At 69.1% G+C, this 25777-nt stretch carries 17 protein-coding genes, 1 tRNA gene and 4 pseudogenes; 13 read left to right on the plus strand and 9 right to left on the minus strand.

The genetic code is table 11. From position 1 onward, the window contains the following. From ACFPIH_RS49085 to ACFPIH_RS49140, 12 genes and pseudogenes are all read left to right on the plus strand, one after another. A pseudogene (locus tag ACFPIH_RS49085) lies at nucleotides 1-739 on the plus strand (ATP-binding protein); the annotation flags it as partial. Between the two features lie 59 nt (nucleotides 740-798). Then, nucleotides 799-1233: a roadblock/LC7 domain-containing protein gene (locus ACFPIH_RS49090; RefSeq protein WP_381181913.1), complete on the plus strand. Its 435-nt coding sequence runs from the start codon at nucleotides 799-801 to the stop codon at nucleotides 1231-1233. 2 nt (nucleotides 1234-1235) lie between these two features. Continuing rightward, nucleotides 1236-1607 (plus strand): DUF742 domain-containing protein, encoded by a 372-nt coding sequence (locus ACFPIH_RS49095; RefSeq protein WP_381181911.1) that lies wholly within the window; start codon nucleotides 1236-1238, stop codon nucleotides 1605-1607. Further along, nucleotides 1585-2262: a GTP-binding protein gene (locus tag ACFPIH_RS49100; RefSeq protein WP_381181909.1), complete on the plus strand. Its 678-nt coding sequence runs from the start codon at nucleotides 1585-1587 to the stop codon at nucleotides 2260-2262. Before ACFPIH_RS49095 ends, ACFPIH_RS49100 begins: the two co-directional genes overlap by 23 nt. Before the next feature lie 64 nt (nucleotides 2263-2326). Beyond that, nucleotides 2327-2878: a GAF domain-containing protein gene (locus tag ACFPIH_RS49105; RefSeq protein WP_381181907.1), complete on the plus strand. Its 552-nt coding sequence runs from the start codon at nucleotides 2327-2329 to the stop codon at nucleotides 2876-2878. A 138-nt stretch (nucleotides 2879-3016) separates the two neighbouring features. Beyond that, nucleotides 3017-4045, plus strand: coding sequence for an L-threonine 3-dehydrogenase (gene tdh, locus ACFPIH_RS49110; RefSeq protein WP_381181905.1), 1029 nt, complete (start codon nucleotides 3017-3019; stop codon nucleotides 4043-4045). 11 nt (nucleotides 4046-4056) lie between these two features. After that, a complete protein-coding gene (locus ACFPIH_RS49115) occupies nucleotides 4057-5250 on the plus strand; it encodes a glycine C-acetyltransferase (protein ID WP_381181904.1) in 1194 nt (397 codons plus the stop codon). 21 nt (nucleotides 5251-5271) lie between these two features. After that, the gene (locus tag ACFPIH_RS49120; RefSeq protein ID WP_381181902.1) at nucleotides 5272-6174 is read left to right on the plus strand and encodes a LysR family transcriptional regulator; all 903 of its coding nucleotides are present in this window, start codon (nucleotides 5272-5274) and stop codon (nucleotides 6172-6174) included. A gap of 46 nt (nucleotides 6175-6220) precedes the next feature. Continuing rightward, nucleotides 6221-6808 carry a helix-turn-helix domain-containing protein gene (locus ACFPIH_RS49125; RefSeq protein ID WP_381181900.1) on the plus strand — a complete coding sequence of 196 codons (588 nt, stop codon included), beginning with the start codon at nucleotides 6221-6223 and terminating at the stop codon, nucleotides 6806-6808. 11 nt (nucleotides 6809-6819) lie between these two features. Next, a complete protein-coding gene (locus ACFPIH_RS49130; protein WP_381182048.1) occupies nucleotides 6820-7326 on the plus strand; it encodes a GNAT family N-acetyltransferase in 507 nt (168 codons plus the stop codon). Nucleotides 7327-7356: 30 nt separating this feature from the next. Continuing rightward, on the plus strand, nucleotides 7357-7707 hold the full coding sequence (locus ACFPIH_RS49135) for an MmcQ/YjbR family DNA-binding protein (RefSeq protein WP_381181898.1): 351 nt from the start codon (nucleotides 7357-7359) through the stop codon (nucleotides 7705-7707). A gap of 98 nt (nucleotides 7708-7805) precedes the next feature. Then, nucleotides 7806-7879 (plus strand) — tRNA-Pro (locus ACFPIH_RS49140). A gap of 1082 nt (nucleotides 7880-8961) precedes the next feature. On the opposite strand, the gene ACFPIH_RS49145 is transcribed toward ACFPIH_RS49140, so the two are convergent. Then, on the minus strand, nucleotides 8962-14379 hold the full coding sequence (locus tag ACFPIH_RS49145; protein WP_381181896.1) for a sacsin N-terminal ATP-binding-like domain-containing protein: 5418 nt from the start codon (nucleotides 14377-14379) through the stop codon (nucleotides 8962-8964). A 1077-nt stretch (nucleotides 14380-15456) separates the two neighbouring features. Between ACFPIH_RS49145 and ACFPIH_RS49150 the strand changes: the two genes are divergently transcribed. Continuing rightward, complete coding sequence (locus ACFPIH_RS49150) at nucleotides 15457-19626, plus strand: NACHT domain-containing protein (RefSeq protein WP_381181894.1); 4170 nt, start codon at nucleotides 15457-15459, stop codon at nucleotides 19624-19626. A gap of 45 nt (nucleotides 19627-19671) precedes the next feature. Here the strand turns inward: ACFPIH_RS49150 and ACFPIH_RS49155 are convergent, their stop codons facing one another. From ACFPIH_RS49155 to ACFPIH_RS49190, 8 genes and pseudogenes are all read right to left on the minus strand, one after another. Continuing rightward, on the minus strand, nucleotides 19672-20328 hold the full coding sequence (locus tag ACFPIH_RS49155) for a hypothetical protein (RefSeq protein ID WP_381182059.1): 657 nt from the start codon (nucleotides 20326-20328) through the stop codon (nucleotides 19672-19674). A 317-nt stretch (nucleotides 20329-20645) separates the two neighbouring features. Further along, a pseudogene (locus ACFPIH_RS49160) lies at nucleotides 20646-21086 on the minus strand (competence protein CoiA family protein); the annotation flags it as partial. 40 nt (nucleotides 21087-21126) lie between these two features. After that, nucleotides 21127-21417, minus strand: a pseudogene (locus ACFPIH_RS49165) (transposase); the annotation flags it as partial. Between the two features lie 71 nt (nucleotides 21418-21488). Further along, nucleotides 21489-22169 carry a group II intron maturase-specific domain-containing protein gene (locus ACFPIH_RS49170; protein WP_385879057.1) on the minus strand — a complete coding sequence of 227 codons (681 nt, stop codon included), beginning with the start codon at nucleotides 22167-22169 and terminating at the stop codon, nucleotides 21489-21491. A gap of 90 nt (nucleotides 22170-22259) precedes the next feature. Next, nucleotides 22260-22394, minus strand: a pseudogene (locus tag ACFPIH_RS49175) (RNA-directed DNA polymerase); the annotation flags it as partial. A gap of 110 nt (nucleotides 22395-22504) precedes the next feature. Continuing rightward, a complete protein-coding gene (locus tag ACFPIH_RS49180; protein ID WP_381181892.1) occupies nucleotides 22505-22723 on the minus strand; it encodes a tyrosine-type recombinase/integrase in 219 nt (72 codons plus the stop codon). Between the two features lie 158 nt (nucleotides 22724-22881). Then, nucleotides 22882-24105 (minus strand): FAD-dependent monooxygenase, encoded by a 1224-nt coding sequence (locus tag ACFPIH_RS49185; protein ID WP_381181890.1) that lies wholly within the window; start codon nucleotides 24103-24105, stop codon nucleotides 22882-22884. Beyond that, on the minus strand, nucleotides 24102-25499 hold the full coding sequence (locus ACFPIH_RS49190) for an MFS transporter (RefSeq protein ID WP_381181888.1): 1398 nt from the start codon (nucleotides 25497-25499) through the stop codon (nucleotides 24102-24104). Before ACFPIH_RS49190 ends, ACFPIH_RS49185 begins: the two co-directional genes overlap by 4 nt. Nucleotides 25500-25777: the final 278 nt, after the last annotated feature.

The raw sequence follows: 25777 nt of genomic DNA on the forward strand, positions 1-25777 counted from the left end.
CCCCCACCCCACCCCCGACGCCGACCAACGCCGCACCGACCCGCCCCCGGTGTCCCCGACCCTGGGCCCCCCGACTCCGGTGCCGGCCCCGGCGTCCCCGACCCTGCGCCCCCCGGCCCCGGTGTCCGGGACCGCGCCGCCCCCGCCGTCCGCAGAGGCGCGGTGGGCCGATGGCTCCCGGGTGAGCGGGCGCGGGCCCGCGCCGTTGCCCGTGCGGGGGAGTCGGGAGGGGCGGGCCAATCCCGCCGAGGCCCTGCCGGGGATCCGGCCGGGGGACCGGGCCGCCGTGGAGGAGAACGCCGGCCTCGCGCCCGTGCCGCGCACCGGAGCCGTCGTGCGGGGGACGATGGGCAAGCCCCGGCTGCCCCGCCGCCGCGCCCAGGAGCACATCGCGCCCCAGCTGCGCGGTGGCCCGGTCCCCCGCCCGGACGTCGAACACCAGCCCGTCGGGCACGACCCCGGACTGATGGCCGCCTTCCAGCGGGGCATCGGCCTCGCCGAGGCCCAGCAGAGCCTGGAGGCGGAGGTCCTCGAGTCGTCGTCGGCCCCCTACCCGGAGTGGGAGGCACTGGAGCACAGCTCCTACCCGGTGTCCGCCCCCCTCGACCCGGCCGCCGCACCCCCCTTCCCCACGCCCCGCATACCGGAGGCGCCGGCCGACCCCCAGGCCTACGGCGGCCCCCCCCCCGGCACCGACCACTCCACCCCCCGCCACGACGGGAGCGCGCCCGCCGGATGAGCGGCACCCCCACCCCCAGCGCTCCCGCAGACCTTCGTACCCCAAGGAGTCGATCCACCATGGCGAGCGATGCGCCGACCGCCCAGGTATCCGATCTCGACTGGCTGATGAGCGGCCTGGTGCAGCGCGTACCGCACACCACCAGCGCCGTACTGCTGTCCTGCGACGGACTGGTGAAGTCGGTCCACGGCCTCGACACCGACAGCGCCGACCACATGGCCGCCCTGGCCTCCGGCCTGTACTCCCTCGGCCGCAGCGCCGGCATCCGCTTCGGCGACGGCGGGGACGTACGGCAGGTCGTCGTCGAGCTCGACTCGACGCTGCTGTTCGTCACCACCGCCGGCTCCGGCACCTGCCTCGCGGTGCTGGCCGGCCGCGAGGCCGATGCGGCCGTACTCGGCTACGAGATGTCGATGCTGGTCAAGAGCGTGCGGCCGTATCTGACGACCGCGCCCCGGCAGACGGCCGTCGATGCGTCGGTGACGGGAACTTGAGCGTGACGGCGACCGGCGACGGGCCTTGGCTCGACGACGCGGCCGGTCGGCTGGTGCGCCCGTTCACGGTCAGCAACGGCCGCACCGAGCCCACCGTCGCCCTCGACCTGATGTCCCAGGTGATGTCCACGGGCGCGAGACCCCTCGGGTACCTCGGCCCCGAACACGCGCAGGCCCTCGACCTGTGCCGGGCCCCGGTCCCGGTCGCCGAGGTGGCGGCCCATCTGAAGCTGCCGGCGGTGGTCACCAAAGTGCTTCTCTCGGACCTCGTCGACTGCGGGGCCCTGACCACCAAGCCCCCCGAGTTCCACCACAACCCCACCGACCGGGCCCTACTGGAGGCAGTGCTCGATGGACTACGACGACAGCTCTGACAGCGACGGATACGACGCGTACGGCGCGTACGACACATACGGAGCCCAGCATGCCTACGACGACGGCCACGCCGACCCGTTCCCGACCGCCCTGAAGATCCTGGTCGCGGGCGGGTTCGGGGTCGGCAAGACCACCTTCGTCGGTGCCGTGAGCGAGATCGCGCCGCTCAGCACCGAGGAGCTGCTCACCACCGTCGGCGCCGCCACCGACAACCTCGACGGCATCGAGAACAAGGTCGAGACGACCGTCGCCATGGACTTCGGCCGGATCAGCCTGGACCCCCAGCACGTCCTGTACCTGTTCGGCACGCCCGGACAGGAACGGTTCTGGTTCATGTGGGACGAGCTGTCCGAGGGCGCCCTCGGCGCGGTCATCCTCGCCGACACCCGCCGCCTCGAGGAGTGCTTCGCCGCCGTCGACTTCTTCGAGGAACGCGGGCTCGGCTTCATCGTCGCCGTCAACGAGTTCGACGGCGCCCACCGCTACGACCCCGAGGAGGTGCGCGCCGCCATCGACCTGGACCCGGACATCCCCATCGTGCGCTGCGACGCCCGGATCTCCGCCTCCGGCGTGCAGACCCTGCTCACCCTCGTCCGCCATCTCATCGCGCACGCACCGGCGGCACCCCAGCCGAGCCGCGGCGCCCATATGTGACCATCCCGCACACCACGCACCGGAGCCGCCGCATGCCACACGTCCCCAGAGACGGAGCCCGCAGATGAGCTACGACCCGCCCCGCCCGGCCGGTCGTCTGCTGCTCACCCCGGAGGACAGGGAAGCTCCCGCCCGCACCCGGAGGCTGCGCCGACTCGGCCTCGGGGAACGGCCGGAGCCCGCCCTCGACGCCTTCGCGGACCGTCTCGCCGAGCTGACCGGGGCGCCGTACGCCATGGTCAACTTCCCTGACGGGCAACGGCAGTTCTTCGCCGGACTGCACACCCCGGAGGGGGGCCGGGCCGAGCGCGGCAAGCCCGTGGTCGGGCGCCGGCTGGCCCGCGAGTACGGCTTCTGCCCGCATGTCGTCGTCCGGCGCAAGGCGCTGGTCCTGGAGGACGTCCGCGACTACCCGCGGTTCGCCTGCAACCCGGCCGTCGACGAGTACGGCATCCACTCCTATCTCGGCGCCCCGCTCATCGACACGACCGGCACGGTCCTCGGCACGGTGTGCGTCGCCGACCTCGCCCCCCGCCCCTGGGGCAGAGCGGGCCTGGAGACCATCAAGACGACCGCCGCCGACCTCGTCGTACGCCTGGAGGCGCAGACGCCGTAGCGCCGGGCCTGAAGAAAAGCTGTTGCTCCGCTTAAGAAAAGCTCGATGGACCGGGGGCGGGTGGCTTGCGCAAGATTGCTGGGCGAGTCCACCGCATTCCCCGGCGCGGGTCCGGGGCCTCACCACAGGAGCCGCGACGTGAAGGCGCTGGTCAAGGAGAAGGCGGAGCCCGGGCTGTGGCTCACGGACGTCCCGGAGCCCGCCGTCGGCACGGGTGACGTACTGATCAGGGTGCTGCGGACCGGCATCTGCGGCACCGATCTGCACATCCGGGCCTGGGACGGCTGGGCGCGCCAGACCATCCGCACCCCGCTGGTGATCGGGCACGAGTTCGTCGGCGAGGTCGTTGCGACGGGCCGGGACGTCGCCGACATCGCCGTCGGCGACCGGGTGAGCGGCGAGGGGCATCTCGTCTGCGGCAAGTGCCGCAACTGTCTCGCCGGACGGCGGCATCTGTGCCGGGCCACGGTCGGCCTCGGGGTCGGCCGCGACGGCGCGTTCGCGGAGTACGTCGCGCTGCCCGCGTCCAATGTGTGGGTGCACCGGGTGCCGGTGGACCTGGACGTGGCCGCGATCTTCGACCCGTTCGGCAACGCCGTGCACACCGCTCTGTCCTTCCCGCTGGTCGGCGAGGACGTCCTGATCACCGGCGCCGGGCCGATCGGTCTGATGGCCGCCGCCGTCGCCCGGCACGCGGGCGCCCGGCACGTCATGATCACCGACGTGAGCGAGGAGCGGCTGGAGCTGGCCCGCAAGATCGGTGTGAGCCTCGCCCTGGACGTCTCCGTGTCGTCCGTCGCCGACGGACAGCGGGAGCTGGGCCTGCGCGAGGGGTTCGACATCGGCCTGGAGATGTCCGGCCGCCCGGAGGCCATGCGCGACATGATCGCCAACATGACCCACGGCGGCCGGATCGCCGTACTCGGCCTGCCCGCCGAGGAGTTCGCCGTCGACTGGGCCCGGATCGTCACCTCGATGATCACGATCAAGGGCATCTACGGCCGTGAGATGTTCGAGACCTGGTACGCGATGTCGGTGCTCCTGGAGGGCGGTCTCGACCTGGCCCCCGTGATCACCGGCCGGTACGGACACCGCGACTTCGAGGCGGCGTTCGCCGACGCGGCGAGCGGCAAGGGCGGCAAGGTCATCCTGGACTGGACTCTGTAAAGGAACTGATGATGTTCGACTCCGTGCGCGACGACCTCCGCACCACCCTCGACGAGATCCGTGCCGCCGGTCTGCACAAGCCGGAACGCGTCATCGGCACCCCGCAGTCCGCGACCGTCGGCGTCACCGCGGGCGGGCGCCCCGGCGAGGTGCTCAACTTCTGCGCGAACAACTACCTCGGCCTCGCCGACCACCCCGAGGTGGTCGCCGCCGCTCACCGGGCCCTGGACCGCTGGGGCTACGGCATGGCGTCGGTCCGCTTCATCTGCGGCACGCAGGAGGTGCACAAGGAGCTGGAGGCGCGGCTGTCGGCGTTCCTCGGCCAGGAGGACACGATCCTCTACTCCTCCTGCTTCGACGCCAACGGCGGAGTCTTCGAGACCCTCCTCGGCCCCGAGGACGCGGTGATCTCCGACGCCCTCAACCACGCCTCCATCATCGACGGCATCCGGCTGTCCAAGGCCCGCCGTCTGCGCTACGCCAACCGCGATCTGGCCGACCTGGAAGCGCAGTTGAAGGAGGCGTCCGACGCGCGCCGCCGACTGGTCGTCACCGACGGCGTGTTCTCCATGGACGGCTATGTGGCACCGCTGCGCGAGATCTGCGACCTCGCCGAGCGCTACGACGCGATGGTCATGGTCGACGACTCGCACGCCGTCGGCTTCGTCGGCCCCGGCGGGCGCGGCACCCCCGAACTGCACGGCGTCATGGACCGCGTGGACATCCTCACCGGCACGCTCGGCAAGGCGCTCGGCGGCGCCTCCGGCGGCTATGTCGCCGCGCGCGCCGAGATCGTCGCCCTGCTCCGGCAGCGCTCCCGCCCCTACCTCTTCTCGAACACGCTGGCCCCGGTGATCGCGGCCGCCTCCCTGACGGTCCTGGACCTGCTGGAGTCGGCGGGGGACCTGCGGGAGCGGCTCGCCGCGAACACCGCCCTGTTCCGCCGCCGGATGACGGACGAGGGCTTCGACGTCCTTCCCGGCGATCACGCCATCGCCCCCGTCATGATCGGCGACGCCGCGAAGGCGGCCCGGATGGCCGAACTGCTGCTGGAGCGCGGGGTGTACGTGATCGGCTTCTCCTTCCCGGTCGTCCCGCAGGGGCAGGCCCGGATCCGCGTCCAGCTGTCGGCGGCGCACTCGACGGACGACGTGAACCGCGCGGTGGACGCGTTCATCGGTGCGCGAGCGCAACTGGAAGACTGACATATTGCAATAATCGGTCGCATGATCGAAGCGCGGCGGCTCCACATCCTCCGTGCGGTGGCCGACCACCGCACCGTGACAGCGGCGGCCGCCGCGCTGTACCTCACCCCATCCGCCGTCTCCCAGCAGCTCACCGCCCTGGAGCAGGAGACCGGCCACCGCCTCGTGGAGCGCGGCGCGAAGGGCGTACGGCTCACCGCGGCCGGCGAGATCCTGCTCGCCCACACCCACGCGGTCCTCGCCCAGCTGGAGCGGGCGGAGGCGGAACTCGCCGCGTACAGCTCCGGTGAGGCCGGCACGGTCACGGTGGCCGCCTTCGCGACCGGCATCGCCCTGGTCGTCGCCCCCGCACTGGCCCGGCTCGCCCGGACCGCGCCCGGCATCCGCCTCCATGTCCAGGACGCCGAGGGCGACGCCAGTCTGCCGATGGTCCTGGACCGGCAGGTCGACATCGCGGTGGCCGTCGAGTACCGCGGGGCCCCGCCCGCCGACGACCCCCGGCTGATCCACCTGCCCCTCTACGCCGAGCCGTTCGACGCGGTCGTCCCCGTGCACCACCGGCTGGCCGACGCCGATCCGGTGGCGCTGGCCGAGCTGGCCAAGGACAGCTGGATCGGCCCCTACCCCGGCAACCCCTGCCATGACGTGGTCGTCCTGGCCTGCGAGAACGCCGGCTTCCAGCCCCGCCTGGAGCACTCCTCGGACGACTTCCGCGCGGTCGTCGCGCTCGCCTCCGCCGACGCCGGCGTCGCCCTCGTCCCGCGCTCGGCGCTGCGCGGCATGGACCTCACCGGCGTCGTCGTCCGCCCGATAGACGGCGCGGCCCCGACCCGCCGCGTCTTCGCCGCCGTACGACGCGGCACGGAGGAGCACCCCCTGATCCGTCCGGTGCTGGACGCACTGCGGGAGGCGGCGCCGGTGTGAGCCTCCGGCAATCCGTCCGTTTCATGAATGGGATAGCATCCCGTATATGAGACAGGATGCGGAGCTGCTCGACACCCGCCTCGACACCCGCCTCGGCACACGACTCGCCGAGCTGCGGGCCGAACGCGGCTGGTCCCTGGGCGACTTGGCCGAGCGCAGCGGGATCAGCCGCTCGACGCTGTCCCGCGCCGAGCGTGCGGAGATCAGCCCCACCGCCTCGACACTGAACCGGCTGTGCGCCGTGTACGGGCGCACGATGTCCCGGCTGCTCAGCGAGGTCGAGGCGGACGACGAGCCCGTCCCGCTGCTGCGCGCCGCCGACCAGCCCGTCTGGGCGGACCGGGCCTCCGGCTTCGTCCGCCGCTCGGTGTCCCCGCCGCACCCCGGGCTGCGCGGCGAACTGGTCGAGGGCAGGCTCGCCGCGGGCGCCGACATCGCCTACGACCGCCCGCCCGTCCCCGGCCTGGAACAGCACATCTGGGTCCTGGAAGGCGCCCTGGAGGTGACGGCGGGGGAGACCGCCCACCGCCTGGAGACCGGTGACTGCCTACGGCTGCGGGTGTGGGGCCCGACCCGGTTCCGCTGCGCCGGCGACGCGGAGACGCGCTACGCGCTGGCGGTGGTGCTCCCGTGATCGCCACCCGTATGAATCCCACCGAACTCCTCGACCGCGCCGCGGAGTTGGCGGCCCTTCTGGTCGACACGGTGGACGGCGGAGCGTCGGTCGGCTTCCTCGCCCCGCTCGACCGGGCCGAGGCCGTGGCCTGGTGGCGTGAGCGGGCGGATGCCGTGGCGGCGGACCGGCTCACGGTCTGGGCGGCGTACGACGGCCTCCGGGCCGTCGGCACGGTCAGCCTCGCCTTCCCCGACAAACCCAACAGCCGCCACCGCGCCGAACTCGTCAAGCTGATGGTCCACCGCGACACGCGCGGGCAGGGTCTCGGCCGCGGCCTCCTCGCGCTGGCCGAGCGGGCCGCCGCCGAGGCCGGTGTCACCCTTCTCCACCTGGACACCGAGACCGACAGCCCCGCCGAGCACCTCTACCGCACGGCGGGCTGGACCAGGGCCGGGGTGATCCCCGACTACGCGGCCGACCCGACGGGTGTGCTCCGCCCGACCACCCTGTACTACAAGCACCTCGCCGGCGGGTGACTGTCAGTGGCAGCCGCTACCGTGCGAAGCATGCCCGACGCCGAAGACGTACGCCGTATCGCGCTCTCCCTGCCGGACACCACGGAGAAGGTCGCCTGGAACATGCCCACGTTCCGGGTGGCGGGGAAGATGTTCGCCACCCTGCCCGAGGACGAGACGTCCATCGCGGTGCGCTGTCCCAAGGAGGAGCGCGACGAACTGGTCCTCGCCGAGCCCGGAAAGTTCTGGATCGCCGATCACGAGTCCCAGTTCGCCTGGGTCCGGGCCCGCCTCGCCGAGATCGAGGACGAGGCGGAACTGCGCGCCGTCCTCGCCGACTCCTGGCGCCAGGCGGCCCCGCCGCGCCTGTTGGAGGCACATCCCGGGCTGGGCGTGCCGTAGACGCGGTCGTGCCGTAAACGCGGGCGCGACCACCGACCCGAGTGCGGTATTGTTTTCCTGCACGTCAACCCAGGGGAAACCCCAGGTCAGACGGGCAACGGGACGTGGCGCAGCTTGGTAGCGCACTTGACTGGGGGTCAAGGGGTCGCAGGTTCAAATCCTGTCGTCCCGACTTTTCGAAGTCGCAGGTCGGGGGCCGTTTCAGAGGATACCTGGAGCGGCCTCTTGATCGTTATCGGGGACCGCTTGGGGACCAGCGTACTTGACGGGGCTGTGGCGCGACTTGACCCGGTCAAGGTGCGCTACTGGTGGCGGGCCAATGGTGCGGTCCCATGTCTGAACTGTGACTTTCCGGTGCGTTCCGAGCAGGCGGCGGTGGCGGGTTATGTCTACTGGAGTGGCTGTCGATGTAGCACTCCAGCGGACGTGGCCCTCTGGAATCGGCCAGACGCTGGTTGGAGTCGGCATGTGAATTCGTTTGCGTGATCAACCCGTTGACCCGGCTCCGGGGATGTCGGCGCCAGGGGAGCCCGTGTCGGAAAAGTTCAAGGCGGGGTTGGAGTTCCTGCGGGACCGGAACCTTGGGGCGGACGGCAATGCGCACGGCAGGCGCTTCGTGGAGTTGTCCACGTGTTTCCGATGACCCACCATGTGGAGTGTGTCGCGATCCTTGAACCGGCCGCGAAGGGCTCCTGACCTGCGGTTTTGCGTGTGCGCATTATGTGCGGTGTGGGCGTTACGGGCGATATCTCGACGCTGAAATGACGCTCGTGACGCTCATTTGACGCTCGTTCTGATGGGATGTCAGGCGACCTGTTGGGCAGGTCAGGCCCTGTCAGGGGGCGTATATCGATGGGCGCTGAGGGTGTGCGACGCTCTGCGCGGAGCTGCTGGTTCCTGATGGTCAGATGTCCCGGAAGAGACCAGCCAACGCCGTGACCTGCGATGTCTGGCCGTCGCAGGTCGTTGACCTGCATGAATGCCCTTTCGGTTGTTTCACGCTCGTACTGGCTGATGCGGCCGGAAGTCCCAGGAAAGTCCCAGAGAACTCCCACGGGCAGGTGCCACTCTTTCGGCTCTGTACAGGGCATGCGAGCGCGCTGTGGGTTGGTGATCGTGGATCGACGGTCTGACCCGAATGAACGGCAACGCGCACTGCTCCAACGGCTCGCCGCCGGTGATGAGCATTCCGCAGCCTGGGCGCCGGGGAACGTTCAACCCCGCCTCATCTCGCGCTGGAATTGAACGTCAAGGTCACAGCAGGTAGGAGAAGCGCAGTGCCCCGCCCTCCTCGCGGTAGCGGCCCCGGCCGCGCTTTCCGTAGGGGTTGGGGAGCATCTGGATGGCCATCTTGTGAGGGGTGAGGGTGTGGGTGACCACCAGGAGGCGCCAGCGGTCGTTGCCCGCGTGCTGGCGGGCCGCGCGGACCTCGCTTTCTCCCAGCTCGAAGCGGCCGCCTTCGCCCCCGGTCGCCTTCACCTCGTACAGGTAGGGCCGGCTGCCGGAGCCGACCCGGAAGTCGAAGCCGAGGCCGTCGTCGCCGGACGGGCCGGGGAAGGCTTTGCGGCGGTTGCCCGACACCCAGCCGGTCTCGTCCATGCGGTCCGGGTAGCACGCACACAGCCACTGGTACGCGTACCACTCGCCCACGTAGCCGATGGCCTCCCGCTGGGCCGTGGTCAGCCCGCTGTCCGTGCCGCCCCCGTACCGCCGCCCGCGCGTGTGACTGCTGGCCTGGGTGCGCCCGGTCTGGGGACGGGGGTCTGTGAAGCGGAGCGGCCCGGCGGCGGTGATGGCCGGCGCCGAGCCGCTCTGCAGTACCCGGTCGAGTTCGCGGGTGAGGGCGGTGAAGTCGCCTGAGTGCACGTCGAAGTCGCGGCCGCCGACGGAGATCGACCGCCGTTTGCGCTCCCGTTCGCGGCGCTCGTGTTCCGCCGCGTTGCGCACCCGGTCCAGGTCGCCCTCGGACAGCCCGTGCCGTTCGGGATCCGTCGCCATCGCCATCCCGTCGGGCCACTGGCCGAGGGCCGCAAGCCAGCCGACGACGTCGGTGGGGGACAGGGGTCGGAAGTCCAGCGCGCCCGCGGCTTCCAGCCGCGCGGTGACCTCCTCGGCGGGCTCGACTCCGGTCAGGGCCGTGGGCAACGGGTGTCCGGCAGCCCTGACCAGGACCGCGAGGTCGGCGGCCAGGCCGGTGATCGTACGGAGGTTCGCGCCGCGTACCTGGTCAGGGGCGGGCAGGCGTTCGCCCGACCGGGGCAACGGCACCGCGCGGCCCAGGCGCAGCGCCAGCTGCGCCTCCACGTGCGCCTCCAGGCTCCCCGTGTCGGCCGTGTCCACGGTGTACGTCCATGCCTCCGGCGCGGTGATCCAGTCCAGGGCCCGGACCGAGGGCCAGTCGGGCATCGGACGGCGCGCGTCAAAGTCCTCCAGCACCGCCCAGCGCAGCCGGTTGACGAGCTCTTTCTTGCGCAGGTCCAGGTAGGTGCGGAGCGCCTCCTCGTGTTCGTCGGCGTGGCTGATCGGTTCCAGGGGCGGGTTCATCGCGCGCAGGGTGTCGTTCAGCTCGGCGAATCCGATGCCCAGGTCGCGCCGCAGTTCGTCCGTACCGCGGGCCGCGCGGGCCCTGGCGATGAACTCGGATACGGAGACCGGGAGCTCGGCGGCGTACTCCTCAAGGTGAGCCTGGAACTCCCGTGTGGCGCCGGGCGGCGGCAGGAACAGAGAGTTCGCGGCCTCCGTGCCGAGCAGGTGGACGAGGAAAGGCCGGCAGCGCTCCAGGACCACGCCGATGGCTCCGTCGATCCGGCGACTCGTCTCCTCGACCTGGTGGACCGTGACTTCCAGGGCGTCGGCGAGCTCCTCCTGGCCCGGGTCGCGCAGGTCAGCGTGGCGGGAGGCGAGCTGGTGGGCGGCGAGGCGCAGCCGGTCGCCGAAATCCCGCCGTCCCAGCAGCTCGGCGACCGCCACGACGATGCGGGTGGTCTCGGGCCAGCCCGGCTCGCCTGCCGGGGCGAGGACGAGCGGATGCTTCGGATCGGGCAGCGGCAGCACTCCGCCCAGGCGGCCCGGCAACGTCACGGGCCGGCCGTCGAGCTCGATGTCCCAGGAGCGGTAGCGGTGCAGACATACGCTCCGGACCAGGGACGTCAGCTCGCTCAGCTCGGCATCGCTCGCCCGGGGACCGCGCGCCACGTGGTCGGAGAGGACGCCCACGGCCAGCGTGAGCCAGGGCAGCTGCTGGACCAGTGGCTCTCCCATGGTCGCGGGGTCCACCCGTGCGCCGTCCACGGTCACCGTGAACATCAGGTCGTTCGTGTGCCGGACGGTGGCGGGGTGTTCGGCCGCCAGCAGCGCGGCGGCCTCCGCCGAGACACCGGGAAGGGTGAGCAGGGGGCGCGCCATCTCCCGTACCAGCAGGGCCGTCAAGCCGTCGCGTTCACCGCTGACGTAGAGCACGGTCCCGGCATCACCATCGCTTTCCCCGCCGTCCAGGGCGGACAGCGGAACGCTGATCAGCCGGTCCTCGGACTCAGCGAGGAGACTGGCGCCCTCGGGCAGTGCGGGACGGGGCCGCCTCACGAGGTGCCTCCACGCGCGTTCGTTGGCGCGCTGCGCGGCGGGCCGGGCCTCGGCACCCAGCGTGCCCTCCGCGGCGAGCCGTCCCAGCGCGGCGATGAGGCGGTCGCTGTCCCGGGGGTCGTCCCAGGTCGGCAGCCGCATCTCCCGCAGGCGGTCGCCTGCCTTGCCGCGCTCCAGGAGGTGGCGCAGCCGATGGTCGACGGTCGGCGCGTACGAGGGCTCCTCCTCCAGCCCGGGCGGGCAGTGCCAGGCGTCGGCCGGCCGGACGAACCGGACGGCCCGGTCGCGGCCCCGCACTGGGAGCCACGGCTGCTCTCGGACGAAGGCGCCGAGCGGGGTCGTGACCTGTTCTGTGTCCGGGGAGTTCTGGCTGCCGGCACTGGTCCAGACACTGGCGAATTTCTCGTCGTTCCAGCTGGCCAGGCCGTGCAGGACAAGCCGTGCGTACGCCAGCCGGGCCTCCTGGCCGAGGCGTCCGACTACGTCCTGGCCGGGGAGCCGCCAGGCGGGTGTTCCCCGGTACGGCGTCCGGGGGTAGTGGACACCGGGCCAGTGGACGTAGGGCGCCCACTGCTCCTGCACCTCGGCAGACACCTTCGCCATGCGGACCAGCTGCCGACCGCTGAGCTCCCGGCCTTGGTCCACCCGGCTCAAGGCGTCGGAGGACCTGACTGGGAGCAGCCCGTCGGCCACCCCGGCCTCCAGCAGGAACGCCCGCCACTCCGCAGCGGTGGTCTCGTCGCCCCGCTTGGCGAACTCTTCGGGCCCGGCGAGGAGGCGTTCGGCGATCTCCTTGAGGCTCTTCGACACGTCCTGCCCGGCGGCGACCACCGCCGCCAGGTCCTCACCTACGGACGCGCGGCCCCAGCCTCGGCCGAAGACGGCGCCGCTTGCCCTGATCAGTCGGCCGTCCGCGGACGGTACGTACAGTCCGAGCGAGGAGATCTCCGTCCCGCCCAGCGAACGTCGCGGCTGCCACAGCCGGAAGACGAACCGCAGGGTCTGGAGCCGCAGCCGGAGATCGGTGCTTGCGCTGAGCGCCTGCCGCACGTGTTCCAGCAGGCCCCTCGTGTCGTACGGCCGGACGAGCCCCTCCTGCTCGAGGAAGGCGCGGGCGGTCCGCCCGCGCGTACGCTCGCCGCGGTCCTTCCAGACCAGCCCCGGGTGCAGGGAGAACAACCGCTTGCCGAGCAGGGCGGGGACGGAAGGGGCCTCGGTTTGGTTCGCCTCCGTACGCATCGGCTGGAAGAACGCCTCGCGGCGGGCACCCTGACCGCTCGCCTTGTCCTGTGTACGTGTACTTGTGCCCGTCCCCGCCCTGCCGAGGGGACGGTTGGTGTGCCGCAGTGTGCAGTCCTCCGCGAGCAGCAGCTGCCTGCCGTGCAGGACGTGCCCGTCGTCCTCGAAGAGGGCGGCCAGGTCCTCGTACAGCGCACTCCACTGCTCCGGGGACTCGCCGGACCGGGGGAGGGGAAGGCCCCCGACGATCCGTTCCACGTACTCGGCGAGGATCTCCGGGCCCGGCTCCCAAGGGCACGCGAGGGTCTTGCACAGGGCGGCCAGCCGTTTCAGCCGGTCGCCGCCGATCTCGGGGTCCGCCACCACGACGCCGGCCTCGTACGCACGGTGTGCCGTGAGGACGGCCAGGTCGAGGTCCGGCCACAGGACCGCGCCCCGGGGCGGGGCCCAGCCCGCCTCCGGCGGGGCGCCGTCCGCGGCGAGCACGGGCACGAGCGGTACGTCGGCGAGTTCGCTCCCGTGCACGCGCAGAGCGGCCGCGCGCAGCCGCCCCGCAGAGCCCTTCTCGCTCTCCCAGCTCACCAGGTCCACGGCGAACTGCCCCATCGACGGCTCGGGCACGGTACGCAGTACCGCGGCGGCCGCCAGACAGGTCTCGGCGACCGCGTCGAGCAGCAGCACGTTGAGGGGGTTGTCGGAGGGAAGCCCGGTGCGGTCGAACTTGGTGAAGAACGGGGCGTTCACGTGCCCCGGGAACGGCGCGGCCTGGTCCTCGCCCATCGGCAGGAAGGTGTAGATCTGCCCGCGTCGCGGTCGGCGCGGAGCGGGCAGCGGGAGCGCGACCTCGACAACGGCGGACCGCTTCCACTCCTGCCACGTGTCGTCGAGGAGCCCGGAACCCACGGCCTCGGCGAGCGTGCTGTTCAGCCGTTCCTTCTCCACGGTGCCCCGGGCTACGAGAAAGGTGCCGGACGGCCCCAGGTCCACGGTCGCGCAGGAGACGGGAAATCCGTGCCCGGCGCCGTCCTGCTCCACATCGAAGCGCTCCTCCGAGCGGGTCAGCTCGTACCGCTCGTGCGCCTCTTGGCGGTCGCCCGACTCGCCATCGGCAGCCCGCCGTTCCAGCGTCAGGCCAGCGAGCCGGTCGAGGAACAGCATCACGGGTACCTTCGCCCCGGCGAGCTCGCGCATCCGCAGCCGGACCTCGGCCCGTGCGGCCTCGCTTAGCAAGCGTAGCCGGACGATGGTTACGTACCCCTGGGCGGCGAGCTGTCGGCAGGTCGCGGGCACATCGTCCAGCGGCAGGGGCGCCTGGAGCGGCGGATACTTGGCGGCCACCTCGTGGGCGTTGTCCTCACCGGCGAGGAACTCCTCCACGTCGACCTTCTGCGCGAAGCGGAAGCAGTACCCGTCCAATTCCGGGCCGAGCGGGCTGTCGGGGTCTGCGCTGTAGATCTCGGGCGCGTCGCTGATCAGCAAGATGCTGCGGAACCCGACGCCCTTGTTCCCGATGCCCTCACCGACCTCCTTCGAGCTCTGCGCGAGCTCGCAGACCCGCTCGACGTCCCGCCAGGTGAAGGGCGTGCCGCCGTTGGCGACGTACAACGTCCCCCACTCGCCCTCCGCCTCGTCCAGCAGGACGTGGACCCGTCCGTCGCGGCGGTCCCTCGGATGCGCGTCGTAGCCGTTCTGAAGCAACTCGAAGAGCGAGCGGCCGGCGTACTCCCGCGCGCTCGTGTACGACACGGCGTTCACCTGCCGTGCCATGCGCAGCACTTGCTCCGACCGGGCCCCCTCCAGCACGGACCAGCCGTACTCCCGCAGCTGCTCGGCCCGGGCGTTCCTCGCCATGGTTCTCCCCTCACCTCAGCGTGATGAGGGACGGTATCCCGCCGCACTGACATCGGGGGGCGCGAGGACCACCGTGTGGAGCGCTGCTCGGAGCTGAGCTTGACGTTTTGGTTCGCCGTCGAACGGGCTCGAATTTGTTCCGGGCTTCCCCTGTTCACGGCGTGTCCGTGAGGCCGGGGCCTGATCCTGCGAGGAGAGTTCGGCGCGGCGCGCGGAGGCCAGATCGTGGAACGGGTTGAGCACGGGGTTCAACGGGACGCGTTCGCAGCGGTGACGGCATTCCGGACCGAGTTGTACTCCTGCCTGCTTTCGCGCGGCGATGCGTTGCTGTGCACGGACGGTCTGGTCCGCACGATCGTGGACCTGGCCCTCGCTGCGCCTTCAACCCGGCGACAGCCGCCTGCCAGCTTCGCAGAGCCGTCGACGACCCCATGGTCACCCCCGACACAGACGACTGTCGTCCCAAGTGCCCCAACATCGCCCGCACGGATCGCGACATCGCGCACATCCGACGCAGAGCTGCAGAGCTCACGCAGATCGTGAACGACCCGCTGGCACCACCCATCCGGCACGAACGCGAACGGCACGAACTGGACCGACTGCAGCAGATCGTCCGCGCCCATGGCAGCGGAGGTTCGTTCGGATGAGTTAGTTCCCGATGGACCACGAGACCGACCCGCTTGTTCTGATGGAGAGTCAGGCGTGCTGCGCCGCTGGTCAGGCGATCTGATGCGTAGGCCGGTCAAGCATGATCGCCGAGGATTTCGTGGTGCCAAGCGGTCATGCTCAGCCACTGGTGCAGACCGCCCAGCAGGTTTTTGGTCTGCTGGTGGTAGCTCCACATGCTCCCCTGGGCCTGCCGGGGCCACGTCGCTCAGGTTGCCGGTGCTGAGGCTTATCGTGTGAGCTCTGCAGAGTGGCGCGGTATGCCTGAGAGCGGTTGGGACGTGGCGAATCGTGGAGTGGCAGTGTGTGCCGTGGAGACGGCGAATTCTCCCGCTGGGAGAACCTCCGGAGTCGGACCGGTACGGATGGCCGCTCTCGGCGCGGTACCTCGGGGCCACTCCAGGGCGGTCGTTGGCTGATGAGCGGGCCGTTCCGTTGCTCGTCCTGCGCGGCGAATGGGGAATGGGCAAGTCGTTCGCGCTGGATCAAGAGCACCGTGATCTGGAAGCCACGGGCAGGGTCGCACGACGGCTTGACCTCGGCAAGTGCGGCAGCGACGCGAGCCGCGCTGCGGCGAAACTCGAAGCGGTGTTCCAGCGGCCCTCCACGGCGATCGAGTGGCATGTGCTTCTCGACGGTCTGGACGAGGGGTTGGACGCTCTGCCGGATCTGGATCAGCTGGTCGTGGAGCAGCTTGAGGGCCTTGGAGATGAGGGCAGGAGGGGACTGCGGCTGCGCATCAGCTGCCGTACGGCGAGATGGCCGGCCGGGCTGGAGACGGATCTCGGGCGGTTCTGGCCGACTGACATGGTGGCGATGGTCGCTCTGGCTCCGCTGTCGCGGGACGATGTCGCCCTTGCGGCTGAAGTCGTGGGTCTTGAAGACCCGGTGGCGTTCTGCAAGGTGGTACAGCAGCGAGGTCTGGTGGCGCTGGCCACCCACCCGATGACCTTGCGGCACATGCTGACGAGCTACACAAACCGTGGAAGCCTCCCAGAGACAACCGCGGAGGCGTATCGCGAGGCGTGTCTGCAACTCTGTAAGGAGATCCGCCGTCCCAAACGCGCAGAGGTACGTCGAACCCAGGCGACGGCCGAGAACCTCTACGCTGTTGCGGCGCGGGTTGCCGCGGCTCTGCAGCTCGGCCCCTACACAGCGCTGGCGGATGGGGCCCCTCCGTCGACAGGCACGCCGGTTGACGATCTTGAGCTGTCCCGCTTGGCCCCGGGCAATGAGCCGGGACCTCTGGGGACCCCGGTTCCCTGCACGATGAACGAATTGAGCCAGCTCACCGAGTCGAGTCTGCTGCACCCGCTCGGCGACTACCGCTGGACGTTCGTACACAAGAGCTACCAAGAGTTTCTCGCTGCGGAGTTCCTGCGCTCTCGTGAGATTCAGCCAGCCGTGGAGCGAGAACTGTTGTGGATCGGCGACGGACCGTCCCGGCACGTCCTTCCCGCTCATCAGGAGGTAGCCGCTTGGCGCAGCAACGCGGATGCCGAGATGTTCGAGGACCTACTTCGGGACGACCCACAAGTACTGCTCCTCGCTGACCTTCCCCGGCGCTCGGATCGCGACCGGGGGCGCGTCGTTGAGGCGCTTCTTGCCCTGCTCCAGAACGACGACACCATCCGGCTCGACAGCGAGTCACTTCATCGTTTGGATCACCCGGAAATTGCGGACCAGTTGCGCCCCTACCTGAACGCCAGCGCAGAAGTGACTCCGCTCTTCGCTGCAGTCGGCATGGCCCGGGCTTGTCGCCGGCCCGAGCTGAACCCCGATCTGCTGGCCCTCGCCGAAGACCGGGACGCATACACAGACGTTAGAGTCTCGGCCCTGGCTGGCATCACCGAACCGGAGAGCGGATTCGTCGCGCGCATTCGGGGGCTGCTGAACGACGACTCCCCGGAGATCGTGGCGGCGGCGTTGCGACAGTTGTGGCCGGACCACCTCACAATGACGGAGCTCCTCAGGCACACGCGCGACCCGGATCCGGACCTGATCGGCCGTGCCTACATGCTCCGCATGGAGATCCCCGAGCTCATCCAGGCGACTCACGTGGAAGAGGCCGTCACCTGGGCCCGTGACGCCCTCTGCGGAACGACCGAGGGGGAAAGCAGGACCCTAGCGGTCGCCGTTCTCGCCCGCGCCGTCAGCCTCGCCGGTCAGGCATCGGGCTCTGCCGCTTTGTTGCACGATCTTGCGGACGCCCTGCTGGGTCTCGCCGACCACCATGGACATCTTCTGGGCCGGCACATGCACACGCCCTTGAAGGACTTGGCTGCCGCACTCGGCGATCACATCGAGGTCCGTCGAGCCCTTGCCTCAATGCTGCTGACACGCGCCACCGACGAGCAGCTCTTCGCATTGCACATGGGCCGACTTACCAGGGCCTTGTTGCTTCGGGAAGACGCTGTGTACTGGATGGAGCACTGGGACCTGTTGTCCGGAACCGACGAGAGGTTCGCACGACTGGCCGTTGCCTTCCCGCCCCCGGAGGACCAAGCTGCCCTGGATCGAGCTCGAGCAGCCCGTGCATCTCATCCGACCCTGTACGCGGCGACGGCCTTTTGGGATAACCCACCAGAAGAGTCGTCATGGGAGCGAGAGCAACGCGAACTTGAAGAAGCTGAGCGCCGACGGAACACGTACGACGAAGCCGCCCTGCGTTCGGCATTTGACGCTGTGCTTGCCACAGGGGCGAACGAGGTACGGAGTGCCTGGGGGCGGGTCATCGGCGAGCTTCACCGCACGACCGACGGCTCGTCGCCAAAGTGGGAGAGACCGTGGCTCATGGCGGTGGCCGAAGCACCGTCTCGGCCACCTGCGGGCACCGAGCTGGACAGCCTCCTCCTCAAAGCCACACACCATGTGCTGTGCACAGCTCCGCCCTTGAGTCCCGAGATGTTGGTGCCCTACGGAGCCATGAGCATCAGCAATGCTCCCGAACTCACGGCCATGGCCCTCCTCGGCCCGCTCCCCGACATCCCCGGTGAACCCGACCGCTGGGCCGGATGGGCCGTCGCCCTCTCCAGCCTTCATGCCGATGGTGATGCGAAGAAGGTTCAACAACGGCTGCTCTTCGAGTGCACGAACAAGGCCCAGGACGAAATCGCCAGACTGATGACGGAGGTCCTTGACGGCGTTCACGACGACGTTGCCCGGACCATTGCCCGTACGTCTGCGAAGCTGCCGCAGGACAGCGTGCGCCGCGCCGTCCGGACCTGGGCAGCCCATGGAGAGCGCCGACCGGAGCAGTGGCAGGGCGTTCTGAGCGAACTCGCGGCTCAAGGAGACGAGGAAGCAGCCGACCAACTGGCTGCCGCACTGGCAGACGATCCAGCGGACCATGCACCTCAGTCGCCAGAACACGTGCGCTGGATGCTGGCGGCAGTCGCGCTCCTGCATCTCACGGCCCTACCGGCCCATTGGTCATTCATCAGACGCCGACTCGACAACCCGGCAACGCTCGCGGCATACCTGCGACGACTGACACGCTTCCCCGCCCCGCCGGGAAACTGGCCCACGGCCGTCGCCCTGCTGCCGGAAGACCGTCTCGCGGACTTCTATCGACTGCTCGTTGGCCACATCGGCATCGACGACGTGGCCAACGCTCCCCTGCACTCCGGTTTCGTCAACGACGAGGACCGGCTACTCGACATGGCTCGCTCTCTGCCCAACGTTCTCGCTCATCTGGGCACCTTGGAGGCCGCCGCGGAACTGCGATGTCTCGCCGACGAATACCCGGCAGTCTGGCGGCTGCGTGTGGAGGCCCGCGCCACCAAGTTCGCAGCAGCCGCCAGATACGCCATGCCGGTCGAACCCGAGCACTTGATCCGGCTCGCTGACACTGCTCGACTCCGCTGGGTCGCCGACGAGCGACACCTTCTCGACGTCGTCCTGGAATCACTCGAACGCTTCGGGCAGACACTTCACCGTCCCAACGGCCTCATCACAGCACTGTGGAACCGAGACCGGGCCGGAGTGAACCACAACGAGTGGTGGCCATGTTGGGAAGAGGACTTCAGCGACATTGTCGCTACGTTCCTCCTGCACGACATCGGCGGCCACCGAGTCGTCGTCAACCGCGAGGTCCAAGTGCGCAGACCGGGCTTCCCGGGGCTGCGCACGGACATCCAGATCGAAGTGCCCGCCCGGGAAGATACTGGCAACGACGCCATCAGGCTCGTCATCGAATGCAAGGGCTGTTGGAACGCATCGCTGGACACAGCTTTGGCCCAGCAACTCGTAGCTGAGTATCTCCAAAGCGCGAGGACCGCCGGGATCTTCCTGACCGCATACTTCCACTGCGACCGCTGGGGTCCCTCGAAACAGCGGAAGTGCCCGGCCCATGCGCACAGCCTCGCCGAAGTCCGGCTGTACCAGGAGAACGAGGCACAGGCACAGCGAGAGCATGAGAATGTGTCGGTTGTCGCGGTGACCCTGGACTGTGGCCTTCCCGTAAGCGGCGATGAATGGCGTACGGCGCCATTGGCGCACGATGCCGGTGGCGACCCGGTCGAGCAGCCGGGTGCCGGCCGGGGAGTCCTGGACGCTGGCTTCGGGGCGGACAGGATGTGATGGTGGCTCGGCTCCGTCGGCCCGGTCCGAACAAGCCCTTGGCGCTCAACACATGCTCAGTTGCTCGTGCTCGGGCAGGTCCAGGTCCGTGACCCGGCCTCCGGGCATCGCCGCGGCCAGTTCCCGGGCCTCCTGGGAGCTTCGGGTCAAGGCGTGCAGACGCGCGACTCGGGGTGAGGAGGCCACCAGGCTGGGGCAGGGCCGCACGACTCCGTACAGGGGCCGTTGCTTCCCCAGCGCGTACACCGGCACCCCATAGGCGTACTCCGATGACATCATCGGCTTCTCCGGGATCTCCACCCGCAGGTTTGACTCCCGCCACGCATACTCGGCGACGGCGGTGAACAGTTCGGTCCTCTGCTGCGGCGACAGCCGGCCCCACCACGCCCTCGCGGTTTCCAGGGCCTGCCGTTCCGCCTCCTCCCGCTCGGCCTGCTCCTGGGCGAGCCGCGCATCCTCCTCCGCCTTCTCCCTCGCCCGGCGCGCATCCTCCTCCGCCCACTGCCGACGGACCTTCTCCCAGTGGACGCGCGACTCTTCCGCCCTGCGGACCCGCTCCTGCTCCTGCTCCGCCTGCCGACGGCGCTCGGCTTTCTCCTCCCGCTCCTTCTGCCGGGCCTCCCGCTCGGCATTGGCGCCTCTTGCCGCTGCCGCATCGCCTCGTGCCTTTCCTGGTCGCGGACTGACTGCAGCGACGTCCACCACTGGCTCCGTCGAAACCGCCGCTGTTTGCCGTCGACGACGCGGTAGATCCGCCGATACCGCGGCATGCTTGCTGCGGGGACAAGCTGCCCCCGCAGCGCCCAACGCACGAATTGGGACAGCGGCGCCTCGCGGGACACCCATTGGCCGGCGGGAAAGTCGAATCCGGCCAGGCCGTCGTCCACAATCCAGGGCTGCTCCCGTTCTTCTGGAGGACGAACCCGGACCGCCGGCACTGTGCTGATCCACTGCGGCGTTCGTTCGTGCGGAGACACCCAGCACACCCGGATGGCTTCGTCGGCGTAGCGGTCGGTGCGGGCGGAAATGCCGTCCAAGGTGATCGGCGACAGCTGAGCCTCCCAGGCCATGCGATGGGTACCGTCCACGGACGACGCCATGACGTCCGCGCGCCAGGAGTTGTCCTCGGCTGGCACCTCCAATGCGGCGTACCACCCGGCCGCCCGTATCGCGGCGGCCATCTCCAGCTTGAGCATGTGGTGTTCCCATGACTCGTTCGACAGCTCGCACGACGGTGGCCGTCCTGGGTCGTGGCAGAAGAACCGCACGCCGTACCGGGAGACCTTGGGGTGCAGGCTCCAGGTGCACTCGGGGCAGGCAAGCGGGATGCGTGGACGGACCTTGTGGACCTGGCTCCAGTCCAGGCCACCCCCTAGGTCTGGGAGAGTGGCATCGAGACGGCCCAGGTCGGGGTGCAGCGCGGTGAAAGGCATGAATCGCATCTCCTGGCGATCCGGCATAACTCGCGGTGTATCTGACAGGACAGCACATAAGCAGGTGGTCCGCGAAGTAGACCGGTAGCCCTGTTTCGATGGTGAGTTGGGCGTGAGCGGAGAGTTCCTTCCCGCGGTCCCAGGTCAGTGACCGGCGAAGCTTGTCGGGCAAGGTGGCCATCGTGGTGGTCAGGGCGTCCTTCATGGCCACGGCACCGTAGCCGGCCAGGGCAGGGCCGTTCTTGATACGCGGGATCGTGCCGTAGCCCTCGGCCCGTGGCAGGTGAACCAGCATCGTGTAGCGGGTAGTACGCTCCACGAGCGTGCCGATCGCCGACCGGTTCAGCCCGATGATCAGTCGGGTAGCGGGGACGCATTGCTGCTCCCCGCCCCCTCAGAACCGTGCAAGCAGCTTTCACCGCACACGGCTCAAGCAAGCCCCAAAGGCTCGCCAGCAGGCAAAAGTGCTGGATTTGTCATCTCGGCGGCTCCATTCCGCCGTAGACAATGGGCGTGGAGGAGACGGAGTCGTTGACCGTCCGGCGTCCTGCCATCCGGAAACGCGATGTATTGCTTGGAGATCGCCTTCCGGATGACCGCCCGCCACGCTTCCCATTCCTGCGGGCTTTGTGGCGGGTGGTCGGCGTGCAGTAAGAGTCCTCCGCAGATCGGGCAACGGCCGTGTTGTGCCTGTAGTAGACGCACGGTCATAGCGTCGATTGGTAGAGGGGTTCCCTTGCGTCGCCGCTGAGCCCAATAGGATTTCAGGGCAGGGTCGTCCGGGGACGCCTTCCCCTTGACCAGCTGGTGCCGGACGATCTTCGTCCAGGAGAACTTGAGCAGGTAGGCGCCGTTGTCGCGGTCGCCGAACACCCACCGGTCGCTCCTGGACCTGTTGAACCGGCCGAAGTACTTGTCGGATATCCAGTGCTTCGGCTTGTTCGGGTGGCTGTGTTTGGCCCACTTGTAAGCGAGCTTCCACATGTGATTGTCCAGCGCCGTGAAGATCTCGCTGGACACCACCGTCCGGTAGTAGGCCGACCAACCCCGCACGATCGGGTTGATCTTCTTGAGTACCGCACCGGCGTTGGCCCCTCGCAGGGCCACCATTTCGATGCTGAGCCGTTCCCGTATCCGTCTCTGAGCCGCTTTGCTCGGCTTGATCAGCAGTTTGCCGTGATAGCGGCGGATGTTGAATCCCAGGAAGTCGAATCCGCTCTCCGCGTGGACAATTCTTGTCTTGTCCTCGTGGAAGGCGAGTCCCCTGGGCGTCAGCCATGCAGCCAGCCGTTCCTTGACCTGCTCGGCCTGTTCACGGCTGGTGCACATCGCGACGAAATCATCTGCTTATGCCGCCTGCCGGGTTATGCCGACTGCGACGGGCGGAAGCCTGATGGGCTCGGTGCCGGGTCCCGAAGCGGTCGGCATAACCCTTGGCCTGCTGCTCAGAGTGCCTGGAGGAACGCCAGCAGGGTGTCCGGGGCGGTGTAGCGGCCGGGTGTGCTGCCGGAGGGGGCCGTGCGCGTGAGCGCGCGTTCCTTGATGGCCATGTCGGCGTGCAGATAGATTTGTGTGGTTTCGGTTGATTCATGGCCGAGCCAGAGGGCGATCACGGAGATGTCGACTCCCGCGTGCAAGAGCGCCATCGCTGTGCTGTGCCGCATGTCCTCATCAACCAGCGATCAAGCCGACAGTCGCATGATCACACTGCTTTTGTTAGAGCCAGTAAGCCCAGCGAGGTCGCCGCTGTCGATGAACAGGGCATCCTCGGCGATACGCAGGTCCACGTGGGACAACCTCCGAGTGCGGCTGCCGTGTGAGGTCACGGATTCGGGGCGAATTCGGGCAGTGTGAGGGCGGAGTGGGCCGGTCGCGCCGACGCGGAGGGCATGGTGACGAGGTCGCGCAGCATGGTGTTGCGTTGCTCCAGGGCCCGCTCCGTGGTGGGGAAGAGCGTGGCCGCACCGTTGTCGACGAGTGCCTGATTCATGGCTACGAACTCACGAACGCCGCGTTCGTAGGCGGCGAAGGCGGCGGTATGGTCGCGGTGTGTGGCCAGGGCGTTGGCGAGCATGTAGGCGCCGACCAGCGCGAGGCTCGATCCCTGTCCGGTGAGGAACGAGGGTGCGTAGGCGGCGTCGCCGACGAGCGCGACGCGGCCGCTGGACCAGTGGGGCATGCGGATCTGACCGGCCGTGTCGAAGAACAGGTCGTCCGCGACGCGCATGGCGTTGACCATGCCAGGGACCTCCCATCCCGCGCCGGCGAAGACCGTGGCGACCAGGTTCCGCTGGGCGTCGGGGTTCCGGAGGGCGTCGAACGGCGGTTCTGGTTGGTGGAAGGTCAGGAAGGCGTGCAGTTCGTCGTTGTCCCCGGCAGCGTAGAGTGCCGCGGCCTTCCCGGGGGTGTTCCACAGCATGAGCTCGCGGGAGAGCCCGAGGGTGTTCGGCATGGTGAAGAGGGCGAAGCAGTAGCCGAGGTAGCGGTGGAACTGTTCTTCGGGGCCGAACAGCGACTCCCGGGTGTGCGAATGCATCCCGTCGGCTCCGACCACCAGGTCGAACGTGCGCCGTCGCCCACTGCGGAACGTGACGTCGAGCCCATGTCCGGACTGGTCGAGGGTGTCGATGGAGTCGTCGAAGAGGAATTCCACGTCGTCGCGGACCAGCGCGTAGAGGTTCGCGGCCAGATCCCCACGCCGCACTTCGAGGTCCTGTCCCTCGGCACTGCCGGCCACGGCGCGCGGGGGGACCGAGGCCACTTCGCCGCCCTCAGTGTCGAGGAAGGTGCAGCGACGCAAGTCGATGTGCGCGTCCCGTAGCCGCGGCAGGATTCCCATCCGCCGGACCACCTCCGTCGCGGTACCGCGGATGTCGATCGGGTAGCCACCGTCGCGCAGGGCGCCTGCCTTCTCCACCACGGTGACCGTGAATCCGGCCCGGTGCAGCCAGTACGCCAGCGCGGGTCCGGAGATACTGGCCCCGACGATCAGGACTTTGCGCTTCGCGGTCGTGCTCACGTTCATCGACGGACCGGCGGGGGTCATGCCTGGGCTCCTTTTTTCGTGATGCGGACGACAAGCAGTGACAATGCGGCGACGAGGCCGGCGACGACGAAAGCTGTGACGAAGGAGGATTCGGCCTTCAGGCCCGTCACCGGGTCGACCCCGGCGTCGAGAAGCGCACCGGCTATCTGGGCGCCCAGGGCGGTGCCGACCACGCGTGTCACCACGAGCAGGCTGGTGGCGATGCCGGTGTCCTTGGTCTCGACGGCGGTGGCGGTGCTGGTGAGCAACGCCGTGCTGGCGATGCCCGCGGCGAACGCGGTCAGCAACTTGGCGAGGGCGAGCTGCCATTCCGCGGTGTGCAGCGCCGCCAGGGCCATCATCGTGGTCGCCGTGACGACGGCGCCCATGACGACCACGGAGCGCGTACCGAAACGCCGCGCCGCGATCCCGCCGATCAAATCGCTTACACACCCGGCGATGGCGCCGGGCAGCAGGAGCAGTCCGATGTCGGTGGTGCCGGCTCCGAAGCCGTACCCGTCGGCCGGTTCCCCGAACATCAGCGGGAGAAGAGTGCCCACCATCCCGAAACTGGTGGTGATGACGAAGGTGAGCCCGATCGCGTTCCGCATTGCAGACATTGCCAGCATTCGTAGATCGACCATCGGAGAGACAGCCCTGCGCTCGACGGCGACCCATGCGGCCGCGAGGGCGGCCACGCCCACCACGATGGCAACGACCACGAGTGGCGACACGCCGCCGTCTTTCGTCACCGTCTTCAACCCGATCATGAACACGAGTAACGTGCCGCTCAGCAGAGTGACGCCAAGCCAGTCGATCTTGCTGGCCGACTTGATCGGCGAATCATGCGGCATCAGCCAAGTCACGGCCAACGTCATCACGATGATCACGATCGTCGGTAGCCCGAACATCCAATGCCAGGACATTCCTTCCGCGACCGGCCCGGCAAACAGCATTCCCACCATGCCGCCGCCCGTGAACAGCGCGACGACCACCCCGATCGCCGCCTGTGACTCACCTGTCGAGAGGTGTTTGCGCACCAGGATGAATGAGAGAGGCATCGCACCCACCATGACGCCCTGCAATGCCTGACCGAGCAACAACACCGGCAGGTTCGGCGCCATGCTGGCCACCAGACCACCGGCCGACACCACGGCCATCAGCCAGACCAGCATCCGCTTTCCGCCAAAGCGGTCGCCGAGCTTGCCTGCGATGGGCGTGATGACCGCGCCGGTGATGAGCAGTACGTTGCCGATCAATGCCGCATCGCCACTACTGACGTCCAGCTCACCTGCCAGCAGCGGGAGCGCAGGCTCCACCACTGACTGCAGGGTGCCGAGGGCGAGTGCCAGGATGCCGAGGGCACCGATCGACAGCCTCCCCATGCGGACCGGGGAAATTACAGCTTCGGACATAGACGTCCCTTTCATCGTTGGTTGCGAGCAAGTGCGTGAACCTGCTTGATGTGTGCGCCGCGCTCGGTAGGTGCGGGCACAGATGGGCTCGATCCGGTGGTTCAGGCCCCCCAGGGCGTTGTCGACCAGCACGCCGCCGTCCGGTGCGCGCGGTGAGCGAGTAGGACTAGGAGCCCACTGAAGATCTTGAAAACGCGCCCGATTTTCACCGGTTCGCCAAAATCGGTATTTACTAGCGAACTAGGGCACGCCGGGCTGTCGAAGCAAGATTTTCAGGG

This window comes from Streptomyces vulcanius, from assembly GCF_042653945.1.
GTDB lineage: Bacteria > Actinomycetota > Actinomycetes > Streptomycetales > Streptomycetaceae > Streptomyces > Streptomyces mangrovi.